12 protein-coding genes are annotated in these 14,368 nt (G+C 54.3%); 9 read left to right on the forward strand and 3 right to left on the reverse strand.

Annotated elements, in window-relative coordinates; translation table 11 throughout:
• Positions 1–23: 23 nt before the first annotated feature.
• A complete protein-coding gene (gene ilvC / locus QE396_RS17640; RefSeq protein ID WP_014172161.1) occupies positions 24–1,499 on the forward strand; it encodes a ketol-acid reductoisomerase in 1,476 nt (491 codons plus the stop codon).
• 68 nt (positions 1,500–1,567) lie between these two features.
• Here the strand turns inward: ilvC and ppiC are convergent, their stop codons facing one another.
• Complete coding sequence (gene ppiC / locus QE396_RS17645; protein ID WP_008501570.1) at positions 1,568–1,849, reverse strand: peptidylprolyl isomerase PpiC; 282 nt, start codon at positions 1,847–1,849, stop codon at positions 1,568–1,570.
• 85 nt (positions 1,850–1,934) lie between these two features.
• Between ppiC and rep the strand changes: the two genes are divergently transcribed.
• Positions 1,935–3,959, forward strand: a complete 2,025-nt coding sequence (gene rep, locus QE396_RS17650; protein WP_176586967.1) for a DNA helicase Rep — start codon at positions 1,935–1,937, stop codon at positions 3,957–3,959.
• A gap of 48 nt (positions 3,960–4,007) precedes the next feature.
• Here rep and gppA read toward each other — a convergent pair whose 3' ends face one another.
• Together gppA and rhlB are read right to left on the reverse strand one after the other, a co-directional pair.
• A complete protein-coding gene (gppA, locus tag QE396_RS17655) occupies positions 4,008–5,492 on the reverse strand; it encodes a guanosine-5'-triphosphate,3'-diphosphate diphosphatase (protein WP_014172159.1) in 1,485 nt (494 codons plus the stop codon).
• A gap of 6 nt (positions 5,493–5,498) precedes the next feature.
• The gene (gene rhlB, locus QE396_RS17660) at positions 5,499–6,764 is read right to left on the reverse strand and encodes an ATP-dependent RNA helicase RhlB (RefSeq protein ID WP_014172158.1); all 1,266 of its coding nucleotides are present in this window, start codon (positions 6,762–6,764) and stop codon (positions 5,499–5,501) included.
• Between the two features lie 144 nt (positions 6,765–6,908).
• On the opposite strand from rhlB, the gene trxA reads away from it, so the two are divergent.
• From trxA to rffC, 7 genes are all read left to right on the forward strand, one after another.
• Positions 6,909–7,238: a thioredoxin TrxA gene (trxA, locus tag QE396_RS17665; RefSeq protein WP_004386384.1), complete on the forward strand. Its 330-nt coding sequence runs from the start codon at positions 6,909–6,911 to the stop codon at positions 7,236–7,238.
• 341 nt (positions 7,239–7,579) lie between these two features.
• Positions 7,580–8,839: a transcription termination factor Rho gene (rho, locus tag QE396_RS17670; RefSeq protein WP_008501566.1), complete on the forward strand. Its 1,260-nt coding sequence runs from the start codon at positions 7,580–7,582 to the stop codon at positions 8,837–8,839.
• A 242-nt stretch (positions 8,840–9,081) separates the two neighbouring features.
• A complete protein-coding gene (gene wecA / locus QE396_RS17675; RefSeq protein WP_014172155.1) occupies positions 9,082–10,185 on the forward strand; it encodes a UDP-N-acetylglucosamine--undecaprenyl-phosphate N-acetylglucosaminephosphotransferase in 1,104 nt (367 codons plus the stop codon).
• 13 nt (positions 10,186–10,198) lie between these two features.
• The gene (gene wzzE / locus QE396_RS17680; protein ID WP_309951916.1) at positions 10,199–11,245 is read left to right on the forward strand and encodes an ECA polysaccharide chain length modulation protein; all 1,047 of its coding nucleotides are present in this window, start codon (positions 10,199–10,201) and stop codon (positions 11,243–11,245) included.
• 55 nt (positions 11,246–11,300) lie between these two features.
• Positions 11,301–12,431, forward strand: a complete 1,131-nt coding sequence (wecB, locus tag QE396_RS17685) for a non-hydrolyzing UDP-N-acetylglucosamine 2-epimerase (RefSeq protein ID WP_250369503.1) — start codon at positions 11,301–11,303, stop codon at positions 12,429–12,431.
• Entirely contained in the window at positions 12,428–13,690 is a 1,263-nt protein-coding gene (gene wecC, locus QE396_RS17690) for a UDP-N-acetyl-D-mannosamine dehydrogenase (protein ID WP_050737768.1), read from the forward strand. The genes wecB and wecC overlap by 4 nt, the downstream gene beginning before the upstream one ends.
• The gene (gene rffC, locus QE396_RS17695) at positions 13,687–14,364 is read left to right on the forward strand and encodes a dTDP-4-amino-4,6-dideoxy-D-galactose acyltransferase (protein WP_040019197.1); all 678 of its coding nucleotides are present in this window, start codon (positions 13,687–13,689) and stop codon (positions 14,362–14,364) included. The genes wecC and rffC overlap by 4 nt, the downstream gene beginning before the upstream one ends.
• Positions 14,365–14,368 lie beyond the last annotated feature (4 nt).

Below are 14,368 nucleotides of genomic sequence, written 5' to 3' on the forward strand. Positions count from 1 at the left end.
AACACAACATCACGGAGTCCATTATGGCTAACTACTTTAATACACTGAATTTGCGCCAGCAGCTGGCGCAGCTGGGCAAATGCCGCTTTATGGCGCGCGACGAATTTGCCGATGGCGCGAGCTACCTTCAGGGTAAAAAAGTGGTCATCGTCGGCTGCGGCGCCCAGGGTCTGAACCAGGGCCTGAACATGCGTGACTCCGGTCTGGATATTTCCTACGCTTTGCGTAAAGAAGCGATTGCTGAGAAGCGTGCGTCCTGGCGCAAAGCGACCGAAAACGGTTTTAAAGTCGGTACCTACGAAGAACTGATCCCCCAGGCAGACCTGGTGGTTAACCTGACGCCAGACAAACAGCACTCTGACGTTGTGCGTTCCGTGCAGCCGCTGATGAAAGACGGTGCGGCGTTGGGTTACTCCCACGGCTTTAATATCGTTGAAGTGGGCGAGCAGATCCGTAAAGACATCACCGTTGTGATGGTGGCGCCGAAGTGCCCGGGTACAGAAGTACGTGAAGAGTACAAACGTGGCTTCGGCGTGCCAACGCTTATCGCCGTTCACCCGGAAAACGATCCGAAAGGCGAAGGTATGGCAATCGCCAAAGCGTGGGCTGCAGCAACGGGTGGCCACCGTGCGGGCGTTCTGGAATCGTCTTTCGTCGCGGAAGTTAAATCTGACCTGATGGGTGAGCAAACCATCCTGTGCGGTATGCTGCAGGCGGGCTCTCTGCTGTGCTTCGACAAGCTGGTGGAAGAGGGTACAGACCCGGCATACGCAGAAAAACTGATTCAGTTCGGCTGGGAAACGATCACCGAAGCGCTGAAGCAGGGCGGTATCACGCTGATGATGGACCGTCTGTCCAACCCGGCGAAACTGCGTGCTTACGCGCTGTCTGAACAACTGAAAACGATCATGGCACCGCTGTTCCAGAAACATATGGACGACATTATCTCCGGCGAGTTCTCTTCCGGCATGATGGCGGACTGGGCTAACGACGATAAGAAACTGCTGACCTGGCGTGAAGAGACCGGTAAAACCGCTTTTGAAACCGCCCCACAGTTTGAAGGTAAAATCGGCGAGCAGGAGTACTTCGATAAAGGCGTTCTGATGATTGCGATGGTGAAAGCTGGCGTTGAGCTGGCGTTCGAAACCATGGTGGATTCCGGCATCATCGAAGAGTCTGCCTACTATGAATCACTGCACGAGCTGCCGCTGATTGCGAACACCATCGCCCGTAAGCGTCTGTACGAAATGAACGTGGTTATCTCTGATACCGCCGAGTACGGTAACTACCTGTTCTCTTACGCTTGCGTACCGCTGCTGAAAGAGTTCATGACAACCCTGCAGCCGGGCGATCTGGGCAAAGCGATTGCGGAAGGTGCGGTGGATAACGCGCAGCTGCGTGATGTAAACGAAGCCATTCGCGGTCATGAAATCGAGAAAGTGGGCCAGAAACTGCGTGGCTACATGACCGATATGAAACGTATCGCGGTAGCAGGTTAATACCCGGGCGGGCTGATGCCCTGACCTGACTAAACGTACAAGGCCTTCTCTCAGAGAAGGCCTTGCTGTTATTTGCGGTACAGAACCTTAATAACATGGTAGCCAAACTGCGTGTGCAGTGGGCCTGTGGGTTCTAGCACCGGGCAGGAAAAGACCACTTTATCGAACGCCGGAACCATTTGACCCTGACGGAATTCACCTAAATCACCGCCGCGTTTACCTGACGGACAAATAGAGTGTTTCTTCGCCAGCTTGCCGAAGTCGGCGCCGTTTTTGATCTGCTCGAGAAGATCCAGAGCCAGTTTTTCTTCTTTTACAAGGATATGCAGTGCTGCCGCGGTTTTTGCCATGATCGTGCCTTGAGTGGTATGGATTAGGCTCGCTATACTACCACGCTGTTATTCTCCCCTCCTGACTTTCATTGAGTGATCATTTATGCGTTTAAACCCCGGACAACAACAAGCCGTCGAATTTGTCACTGGACCCTGTCTGGTGCTGGCGGGCGCGGGATCCGGCAAAACGCGCGTCATCACCAATAAGATTGCCCACCTGATCCGCGGCTGCGGGTATCAGGCTCGCCACATCGCGGCGGTGACGTTCACCAACAAAGCAGCGCGCGAGATGAAAGAGCGTGTCGGCCAGACGCTGGGGCGTAAAGAGGCGCGCGGTCTGATGATTTCCACCTTCCATACGCTGGGGCTGGATATCATCAAACGTGAATACGCCGCGTTGGGGATGAAATCCAACTTCTCACTGTTCGACGATACCGACCAGGTGGCCCTGCTCAAGGAGCTCACAGAGGGGTTGATCGAAGATGATAAGGTGCTGCTGCAACAGCTGATCTCAACGATCTCCAACTGGAAAAACGATCTGATGACCCCGACCCAGGCCGCGGCGATCGCCAAAGGCGAGCGGGATCGGATCTTCGCCCACTGCTACGGTCTGTACGATGCGCATATGAAAGCCTGTAACGTACTGGATTTCGACGACCTGATCCTGCTTCCCACGCTACTGCTGCAGCGTAATGAAGAGGTGCGTGAGCGCTGGCAGAATAAAATCCGCTACCTGCTGGTGGATGAGTATCAGGACACCAATACCAGCCAGTATGAACTGGTGAAGCTGCTGGTGGGACAGCGCGCGCGTTTCACGGTGGTCGGTGATGACGATCAGTCCATTTACTCCTGGCGCGGTGCGCGTCCGCAAAACCTGGTCCTGCTGAGTAAAGATTTCCCGGCGCTGCAGGTGATCAAACTGGAGCAGAACTACCGTTCCTCCGGACGTATCCTTAAAGCCGCGAATATCCTGATCGCCAACAACCCGCACGTGTTCGAAAAACGCCTGTTCTCCGAACTGGGTTACGGTACAGAGCTAAAAGTGCTCAGCGCCAACAATGAAGAGCACGAAGCGGAGCGGGTCACAGGCGAACTTATCGCCCACCACTTCGTCAATAAAACCGAATACAAAGACTACGCGATCCTCTATCGCGGCAACCACCAGTCACGCGTCTTTGAAAAGATGCTGATGCAAAACCGCATCCCGTACAAAATTTCGGGCGGAACCTCCTTCTTCTCGCGGCCCGAAATCAAAGATCTTCTGGCCTACCTGCGTGTGCTCACTAACCCGGATGATGACAGCGCGTTTCTGCGTATCGTGAATACCCCGAAACGGGAAATTGGCCCGGCGACGCTACAAAAGCTTGGCGAGTGGGCGATGACGCGTAATAAGAGTCTCTTTACCGCCAGCTTCGATATGGGGCTGAGTCAGACACTCACCGGACGCGGCTACGATTCATTAACCCGCTTTACCCACTGGCTTGGTGAAGTGCAGCGGCTGGCAGAGCGCGAACCTATCGCCGCCGTGCGCGACCTTATCCACGGTATCGACTACGAGTCCTGGCTGTATGAAACCTCCGCCAGTCCGAAAGCGGCCGAGATGCGCATGAAAAACGTTAACCAGCTGTTCAGCTGGATGACTGAAATGCTGGAAGGCTCGGAGATTGATGAACCGATGACCCTGACGCAGGTGGTTACCCGCTTTACCCTGCGCGATATGATGGAGCGCGGCGAGAGCGAAGAAGAGGCCGATCAGGTTCAGCTGATGACGCTGCATGCATCAAAAGGTCTGGAATTCCCGTATGTCTATCTGGTTGGCATGGAAGAGGGGTTACTGCCGCACCAGAGCAGCATTGATGAAGATAACGTCGATGAGGAGCGCCGTCTGGCCTATGTAGGCATCACGCGCGCTCAGAAAGAGCTGACCTTCACGCTGTGCAAAGAGCGTAGACAATATGGCGAACTGGTGCGCCCGGAGCCGAGCCGTTTCCTGCTGGAACTTCCGCAGGACGACCTCATCTGGGAGCAGGAGCGTAAAGTGATTACGGCTGAAGAGCGGATGCATAAGGGGCAGGCGAACGTCGCTAACATCCGCGCCATGCTGGCGAAAGCCAAAGAGAAGGGGTAGGTTGTTACACGCCCGGCAAGCGTAGCGCTACCGGGCATGTCCGCCCTGTTATTTCACCTCAAGCACCCAGTGTACGTAGCTTTGCCACTGACACTCCTGCTCGACCATCTCCGCCCCAAGCGGATGATTATCCAGCCAGTTTTCCGGCAACGTCAGCGAAAGTTTTTCGTCATCCGCCACCAGATTGAGTGCCGGCAGCAAATCATCGCGGCGGCGGCTGGCAAACAAAATAGCCAGACGCAGCAGGCGGCACATATGCTCGGCTACGCGCGGCGGTACGGCGTTTTGCTGATGCAAAGAGGAGAGGTCAACGGCATTGGTCTGGTTCAGCAGCAGCGTTGCCAGCAACTTTTTTTGCGCAGGGGTATAGCCGGGTAAATCAAGGTTACGCACCAGATAAGCGGCATGAGCTGGAGCCTGTTTAAAATCAATGCTCAACCCGATTTCATGCAGTGCACAGGCACTTAGCAGCAGATCGCGACTCAAAGGGTCCAGATCCCAGGCATTAGCCACATGATCGGCGAAGCGTGACGCCAGCTGTGCCACGCGGCCTGCCTGATCGATATCAACCAGGAAACGACGCTGCACGTTTCGCAGGGTACGGCTGCGAATGTCCTGATCGACCGACAGGTGCAACATCCCGTAGACCAGACCTTCACGCAGCGCGCCGCCCGCCAGCGTCATACATTTGATGTTCAGCTCGGTGAAAATGGCGATCAGGATCGCGAGCCCGCTCGGGAATACCAGCGCGCGTTCAAGCGTCAGGCCTTCAATTTCCAGCTCTTCCAGACGCCCGCACTGAATGGCCCGCTGTTTAAGCTGCTGAAGCTTGGCAAGCGTGATCCGCTCATCCATGCCCTGCGCCATCATAATTTCCTGCAATGCCTGCACGGTACCGGAGGCCCCCACGCAGACTTTCCAGCCGTGGTAGCGCAGTTCGTCCATCACCGGGCGTAACACCTCGCGTGCGGCAGTTTCCGCCTCGTCGAAGTTCTCCTGACCCAGATTGCGGTCAGTAAAGTAGCGCTCAAGCCAGGTTACGCAACCCATCGACAGGCTGAATAGCGACGTTGCCTGCGCACCGGTGCCGGTCACGAGTTCGGTACTGGCGCCCCCGATATCCACAACCAGACGACGATCGTCGCCTCCCGTGGTGTGCGCAACGCCCTGATAAATCAGGCGCGCTTCTTCTTCACCGCTGATAACCTGCACCGGACAACCGAGAATTTCCTGCGCTTTGGCAATAAAATCCACGGCGTTAACTGCCAGGCGGAGTGTTGCAGTGGCGACGACGGTGATTTGGGAATGCGGGATATCCTGCAGACGCTCTGCAAAGAGTCGCAGGCACTGCCAGCCACGTTCCATGGCTTCAGGAGAGAGGTGATTATCGCTGCTCAGGCCCGCCGCGAGGCGGACCTTGCGCTTAATGCGCGTCAGCGTTTGTATGCTTCCCGCCACCTCGCGCACAACCAGCATATGAAAACTATTCGAACCGAGATCAATTGCCGCATAAAGCGAGGTGGAGCTGAGCATAATTTTTTAACCTGAGCGACGACGATTACGCGGCGCGCCAGATCGACGCGGGCCATTGCCGGAGCGGGCGCGGGTAAGGCGCTTGGCCGGCGGCAGTTCGCTTAATAGCGCATCCGGGTTGTACTTACTCACCGGAATAGAATGGCCGATGTACGTCTCAATCGCCGGCAGGTTCAGCGCATACTCTTCACACGCGAGGCTGATAGAGTGGCCGCTTGCACCCGCACGACCGGTACGACCGATACGGTGTACATAGTCTTCACAGTCATCCGGCAGGTCATAGTTAAAGACGTGCGTAACGGCTGGAATGTGCAGGCCGCGCGCTGCGACGTCGGTGGCGACCAGAATATCGAGATCGCCACGGGTGAATTCTTCAAGAATACGCAGGCGTTTTTTCTGCGCAACATCGCCCGTCAGCAGGCCAACACGGTGACCGTCTGCAGCCAGATGGCCCCAGATATCTTCACAGCGGTGCTTGGTGTTCGCGAAGATAATGGCGCGGTCTGGCCATTCTTCTTCGATCAGCGTTTGCAGCAGACGCATTTTCTCTTCATTGGAAGGATAGAAGAGTTCTTCTTTGATACGGTGGCCGGTTTTCTGCTCGGGTTCCACTTCCACATATTCGGCGTTGTTCATCTGCTCGAATGCCAGTTCGCGTACGCGATACGACAGGGTCGCAGAGAACAGCATGTTGAGGCGCTGATTCGCGGGTGGCATGCGGCGGAACAGCCAGCGGATATCTTTAATGAAGCCCAGATCGTACATACGATCAGCTTCATCCAGCACCACAACCTGGATGGCACCAAGGTTAATGTGGTTCTGTTTTGCGTAGTCGATAAGACGGCCGGTGGTACCGATCAGGATATCCACACCGCTTTCCAGCACTTTCAGCTGCTTATCGTAACCATCGCCGCCATAAGCCAGGCCGATTTTCAGGCCCGTAGCCTGCATCAGGGGTTCAGCGTCTGCGTGGATCTGTACCGCCAGTTCTCGCGTCGGGGCCATAATTAGCGCGCGCGGCTGGTTAACTTTGCGGTCTGCAATCGCTGGATGAGAAAGTAAATAATGAAACGTTGACGTTAAAAACGCCATCGTTTTGCCAGTACCGGTTTGCGCCTGCCCTGCTACGTCACGTCCCGCCAGCGTCAGCGGCAGGGCGAGAGCCTGAATGGGCGTGCAGTTATGAAACCCTTTATTTTCAAGGGCTTCGATCACTTTTGGGTGCAGGGCGAAGTCGGAAAACTTCTGTTCTGTTAAATGTGTTTTGCTCATAGTGTGGTAGAATATCAGCTTACTATTGCTTTACGAAAGCGTATCCGGTGAAATAAAGTCAACCTTTAGTTGGTTAATGCGACATCAACACGTCGTTGATGAGGGCGAAACCAACGCACCAGGCTTATTCCTGTGGAGTTATATATGAGCGATAAAATTATTCACCTGACTGACGACAGTTTTGACACGGACGTACTTAAGGCTGACGGGCTGACACTCGTCGATTTCTGGGCTGAATGGTGTGGTCCTTGCAAAATGATCGCCCCGATTCTGGATGAGATCGCTGACGAATATCAGGGCAAACTGACCGTTGCCAAGCTGAACATCGACCAGAACCCGGGCACCGCACCAAAATACGGTATCCGTGGCATTCCGACCCTGCTGCTGTTCAAAAACGGCGAAGTGGCAGCGACCAAAGTGGGCGCACTGTCCAAAGGTCAACTGAAAGAGTTCCTCGACGCTAACCTGGCGTAAGGTTTCTTTGCTGCGCGTCCAGAGCGCCTAAATTATGTGGAACTCTGGACGCCCGGCTGAAGTCGTGCTAAGTTAGCTATGACTTCGTTTTAAACATATCTTGTTGTTTGAATCTTGTTTTACCCGATACTTCCCGTTGTTGACACAAACAGTGCGTGAAGTTGCTAAATTCCGGGCTTGTCACTCAATCCGTCTTGTCGTTTCAGTTCTGCGTTTTTTCCCTGTGACCAGACAGCGAACAGACATGAGTTGATGGCCGCTAAACAGGCATGGATGACCCTGCCATACCATTCACAACATTAAGTTCGAGTATCACCCCGAGTTTAAGAACCCACACCATTATGAATCTTACCGAATTAAAGAATACGCCGGTTTCTGAGCTGATCACTCTCGGCGAAAATATGGGGCTGGAAAACCAGGCTCGTATGCGCAAGCAGGACATCATTTTCGCCATCCTGAAGCAGCACGCTAAGAGTGGCGAAGATATCTTTGGCGACGGTGTGCTGGAGATATTGCAAGACGGATTTGGTTTCCTCCGCTCTGCAGACAGCTCCTACCTCGCCGGCCCTGACGACATCTACGTATCCCCTAGCCAAATCCGCCGTTTCAACCTCCGCACTGGTGACACCATTTCAGGTAAGATTCGTCCTCCAAAAGAGGGTGAACGCTACTTTGCGCTGTTGAAAGTGAATGAAGTTAACTTCGACAAACCGGAAAACTCCCGTAATAAGATCCTGTTTGAGAACTTAACGCCGCTGCACGCGAACTCTCGCCTGCGCATGGAGCGTGGTAACGGCTCAACTGAAGATTTAACCGCTCGCGTCCTGGATCTGGCATCGCCAATCGGTCGTGGACAGCGTGGTCTGATCGTCGCACCGCCAAAAGCGGGTAAAACCATGCTGCTGCAGAATATCGCGCAGAGCATCGCTTATAACCACCCAGACTGCGTACTGATGGTATTGCTGATTGACGAACGTCCGGAAGAAGTGACCGAGATGCAGCGTCTGGTTAAAGGTGAAGTGGTTGCTTCTACCTTTGACGAACCCGCATCTCGTCACGTTCAGGTTGCGGAAATGGTTATCGAGAAGGCGAAACGCCTGGTTGAACACAAGAAAGACGTGATCATCCTGCTCGACTCCATCACCCGTCTGGCGCGTGCCTACAACACCGTCGTTCCGGCTTCCGGTAAAGTGCTGACGGGGGGTGTGGACGCTAACGCCCTGCATCGTCCAAAACGCTTCTTCGGTGCGGCACGTAACGTGGAAGAGGGCGGCAGCCTGACCATCATCGCTACGGCGCTGATCGATACGGGTTCCAAAATGGACGAAGTTATTTACGAAGAGTTTAAAGGTACAGGTAACATGGAACTGCACCTCTCTCGTAAAATTGCTGAGAAACGCGTCTTCCCGGCTATCGACTACAACCGTTCCGGTACCCGTAAAGAAGAGCTGCTCACCACCCAGGAAGAGCTGCAGAAAATGTGGATCCTGCGCAAAATCATCCATCCAATGGGTGAAATCGACGCAATGGAGTTCCTCATCAACAAACTGGCGATGACCAAAACTAACGACGATTTCTTCGATATGATGAAACGCTCGTAACGCAAATAAAGCCAGCAAGCGCCACGTTTTTACGTGGCGTTTTTCTTTTATGGCTTATACGCTATTAATGCAGACTCCCATTTCAGACCAGTCAGTGCGACAATAAGACTGTTTGTGCAGTTAATGAAATAATTGATTGAAAAATATACAAAGGGAGTTGTAAGAAGCCTTCTTTATTACTTCTGAGGCAGGGGCTTCATGGTTATACTTCCGGGACTAACTTTTGTTGAGAGCAATCCATTGTGAATCTACTCACCGCCGTTACTGAGCTAATCAGTATTTTTTTATTCACAACCTGTTTTTTGTTCATCGCGCGTAAGGTGGCCAAAAGAATAGGGTTGGTGGATAAGCCTAATTTTCGTAAACGTCATCAGGGACTTATTCCTCTGGTTGGAGGGATTTCTGTTTACGCTGGTATCTGTTTCACGTTTGGTATTGCGGATTATTATATTCCACACGCCGCCCTCTACCTTGCCTGCGCCGGTGTCCTGGTGTTAGTCGGGGCGCTGGATGATCGGTTCGATATCGCGGTAAAAATTCGCGCCACCGTCCAGGCCGCCATTGGCGTGATCATGATGGTCGTTGGTGGGCTATATCTGAGAAGCCTCGGTTATGTGTTCGGACCCTGGGAGTTAGTACTGGGGCCCTTTGGCTTCTTCCTGACACTGTTTGCCGTCTGGGCGGCGATAAATGCGTTCAACATGGTGGATGGTATTGACGGCCTGCTCGGTGGATTGTCGTCGGTTTCGTTTGCCGCAATCGGCATCATTTTATGGTTCGATGGTCAGTACAGCCTGTCGATGTGGTGTTTTGCCATGATTGCCGCCATTCTGCCTTATATCCTCTTAAATCTCGGTGCGCTCGGTCGTCGCTATAAAGTGTTTATGGGTGATGCGGGCAGTACGCTGATCGGCTTTACCGTTATCTGGATTTTGCTGGAGACCACACAGGGTAAAACCCACCCGATTAGCCCGGTAACAGCGCTGTGGATTATTGCCATTCCGCTAATGGATATGGTGGCGATTATGTATCGTCGTCTTCGTAAAGGAATGAGTCCTTTCTCTCCCGATCGCCAGCATATTCACCATCTCATCATGCGTGCCGGTTTTACTTCACGTCAGGCGTTTGTGCTGATTACCCTGGCTGCCGCTATTCTGGCCGCAATTGGGGTGGCTGCGGAATATGCTCATTTCATCCCTGAATGGGTCATGTTGGTATTATTCTTGCTAGCGTTTTTCCTGTACGGCTACTGCATTAAGCGCGCATGGAAAGTGGCGCGGTTTATTAAACGTCTTAAACGCAGGATGCGTCGCAACAGTGGCAACAATACAACATTAACTAAGTAAAACCGGGACTATGATGACTCAACCGTTGGCGGGAGCGAAATCAGTGGTAACTGAGAATGAGCTGGATATTCGGGGTTTGTTTCGCGTGTTGTGGGCAGGCAAACTTTGGATTGCGGGGATCGCGCTGGGGTTTGCATTGTTAGCGCTGGCATACACCTTCTTTGCAAAACAAGAGTGGAGCGCTACGGCAATCACTGATAAACCAACGGTTAATATGCTCGGGGGGTTCTATTCCCAGCAGCAGTTCCTGCGTAACCTGGATATCAAAGCCAATCTGGCCACCCCAGATCAGGCTTCCGTCATGGATGAGGCCTATAAAGAGTTTGTGATGCAGCTGGCTTCCTGGGATACGCGCCGTGATTTCTGGAGCCAGACGGATTATTACAAGCAACGGATGGTGGGCAACAGTAAAGCCGATGCCGCGCTGCTGGATGACATGATTAACAACATTCAGTTTATGCCGGGAGATGCGCTGCGTAACGTCAACGACAGCGTCAAGCTGATTGCCGAAACCGCGCCGGATGCCAATAACCTGTTGCGCCAGTACGTTGCCTTTGCCAGCCAGCGTGCGGCAAGCCACCTGAATGAAGAGCTGAAAGGTGCCTGGGCTGCCCGTACTATCCAGATGAAAGCGCAGGTTAAACGTCAGGAAGAGGTGGCTAAAGCCATCTTCGCCCGCCGTGTACACAATATTGAGCAGGCGCTGAAAATTGCCGAACAGCACAATATTTCCCGCACTGAGACGGACGTGCCGGCAGATGAACTGCCGGATTCCGAAATGTTCCTTCTCGGGCGCCCAATGCTGCAGGCTCGACTGGAAAACCTCCAGGCCGTTGGCCCTGATTTTGACCTCGACTACGATCAAAACCGCGCGATGCTGAACACCCTGAATGTCGGTCCAACAATGGATCCGCTTTTTCAGACCTATCGTTATTTGCGAACGCCTGAAGAGCCTGTAAAACGCGATAGTCCGCGCCGCGCATTCCTGATGATCATGTGGGGGATTGTGGGGGCACTGACTGGCGCTGGCGTGGCGTTAACGCGTCGTCGCACTAACTAAAACGCCGTCTACGATGAAGGCTGCGGCCTTCATCGTCTAATCGAAGAGAATCGATGTGAAAGTACTTACCGTATTTGGCACCAGGCCGGAGGCCATAAAGATGGCGCCTCTGGTTCATGCGCTGGCCAGTGATCCTGATATTGAAGCGAAGGTGTGTGTTACTGCCCAACACCGTGAGATGCTTGATCAGGTCTTAACTCTCTTTTCTATCGTCCCGGATTACGATCTCAATATTATGAAGCCGGGGCAGGGGTTAACGGAGATAACCTGCCGTATTCTGCAAGAGCTCAAGCCGATTCTGGAGTCCTTCAAGCCTGATGTGGTTCTGGTGCATGGCGATACCACCACCACGGTGGCAACCAGCCTGGCTGCGTTTTACCAGCGAATTCCTGTCGGCCACGTTGAGGCGGGTCTGCGTACCGGCAACCTTTACTCGCCGTGGCCCGAAGAGGCCAACCGCACACTCACCGGCCATCTGGCGATGTACCATTTTGCGCCCACCGAAAATTCACGACAGAACCTGCTGCGTGAAAATATTGCCGACAACAAAATCTTTGTCACCGGGAATACGGTGATTGATGCCCTGATTTGGGTTCGTGACCGCGTGCTGTCAAACAACGATCTTCAGAAAGAACTCGCCGCACGCTACCCCTTCCTGAACAATGGCAAAAAAACCATTCTGGTCACCGGCCACCGTCGCGAGAGCTTTGGACGCGGTTTTGAGCAAATCTGTCATGCCCTGGCGGAAATCGCCGCGCAGAATCAGGATGTGCAGATTGTCTACCCGGTACACCTTAATCCTAACGTCAGCGAGCCGGTCAATCGTATCCTTGGGCATATAGAAAACGTCCTGCTGATTGTACCGCAGGACTACTTGCCGTTTGTCTGGCTGATGAACCACGCCTGGCTGATCCTGACCGATTCCGGTGGTATTCAGGAAGAGGCGCCGTCTCTCGGCAAGCCTGTGCTGGTCATGCGTGAAACGACCGAACGCCCGGAAGCGGTGAAAGCGGGCACGGTACGTCTGGTCGGCACCAATGCACAGCTGATCGTCGAAGAGGTAACGCGCCTGCTTCACGACGACGAGGAGTATCAGGCGATGAGCCGGGCCCATAACCCGTATGGCGATGGGCAGGCTTGTGGCCGTATTTTGCATGCACTTAAACACAATCGGGTATCGCTATGAGTTTTACTACCATCTCTGTCATTGGTCTTGGCTACATTGGCTTGCCCACAGCGGCAGCGTTTGCCTCCCGTCAAAAACAGGTTGTGGGCGTGGATATCAACGCGCGTGCGGTGGAAACCATTAACCGTGGCGAAATTCATATCGTGGAGCCCGATCTCGACCGCGTGGTGAAAGAGGCGGTTGATGGCGGATTCCTGCGTGCCAGCACGACGCCGGTCGAGGCGGATGCATATCTGATTGCGGTGCCAACCCCCTTTAAAGGTGACCATGAGCCCGACATGGCTTACGTCGAAGCGGCGGCAAAATCGATTGCACCGGTCCTGAAAAAAGGGGCTCTGGTGATCCTGGAGTCCACTTCGCCCGTCGGCGCTACCGAACAGATGGCGCAGTGGCTGGCGCAAGCCCGACCTGACTTACGCTTCCCGCAGCAGGCGGGCGAGGAGGCTGATATCAATATTGCTTACTGTCCTGAGCGCGTGCTGCCAGGTCAGGTGATGGTAGAGCTGATTAAAAACGATCGCGTGATCGGCGGCATGACGCCAGTCTGTTCAGCACGCGCCAGCGCGCTTTACAAGATTTTCCTTGAAGGCGAATGTGTGGTGACCAACTCCCGCACCGCCGAAATGTGCAAGCTCACGGAAAACAGTTTCCGGGACGTGAATATCGCCTTCGCGAATGAACTGTCGCTGATTTGCGCCGATCAGGGGATTAACGTCTGGGAGTTGATTAGCCTGGCGAATCGCCATCCGCGCGTGAATATCCTCCAGCCTGGCCCGGGCGTGGGCGGTCACTGTATCGCTGTCGACCCGTGGTTTATTGTGGCGCAAAACCCGGCGCAGGCCCGCCTGATCCGCACCGCGCGTGAAGTGAATGACAGCAAGCCACACTGGGTGCTCAGTCAGGTGAAAGCCACCGTAGCGGACTGTCTGGCTGAGAGCGGCAAACGCGCCAGTGAGCTGAAAATTGCCTGCTTTGGTCTGGCATTCAAACCGAATATTGACGACTTACGCGAAAGCCCGGCGATGGAGATTGCAGAGATGATCGCTGGCTGGCACACCGGCGAAACGCTGGTGGTTGAACCCAATATTCATGAACTGCCGGCAAAACTGGCGGGCCACTGTACGTTGACCGCGCTGGATGAGGCGCTGGCGACGGCGGATGTGCTGGTGCTGCTGGTGGATCATAAAGAATTTAAAGCGACGTCCGGTGATGCTGTACGCCAACAGTATGTGGTTGATACGAAAGGTGTCTGGCGTTGAGCCACCTGAAGGGGGTTCTCGAGTCCCTTGAGTGGGAGAGTGCCTTTTTTGGTCTGCCATCAGCCATCGTACGCCTGCGCGACGATGCGCCGGTTCTGACTGACGCCGACTTCACCGCCTGGCCGCGGGTACAGGCCAGGATCCCCGCAGACCGTGCCGACCTGCTCGATGCGCTCCAGCAACAAGGTTTTCAGCTGGTTGAAGGCGAGGTTGATCTGTCCATTACGCTCGTCTGCCATGATTCGCCCGGTGCGGAAGTGGCAACGGAGCAGGATATCCCCGCGCTGCGTCAGATGGCGGCGCAGGCGTTTGCCCGGAGCCGTTTTCGCGCACCGTGGTATGCACCGGACGACAGTGGGCGTTTCTACGCCCAGTGGGTAGAGAACGCGGTAAAAGGCACCTTTGACCATGTGTGCCTGGTGTTTCGCACTGCAGACGGCCAGATTGAGGGATTTGTCTCGCTTCGTAAGCTCAACGCGAACGAGGGGCGTATTGGTTTATTAGCCGGGCGCGGCATGGGCGAAAAACTCATGCAGGCGGCGCTTCACTGGGCGCAGCAGCAACAGCTTTTGACTCTGCGGGTGGCAACCCAGATGGGCAACACCGCCGCGCTTAAACGTTATATCGCGAGTGGTGCCAACATCGACGCCACCGCTTACTGGTTATACAGGTGACAAG

Source organism: Enterobacter sp. SORGH_AS_0287 (assembly GCF_031453695.1).
GTDB lineage: Bacteria > Pseudomonadota > Gammaproteobacteria > Enterobacterales > Enterobacteriaceae > Enterobacter > Enterobacter ludwigii.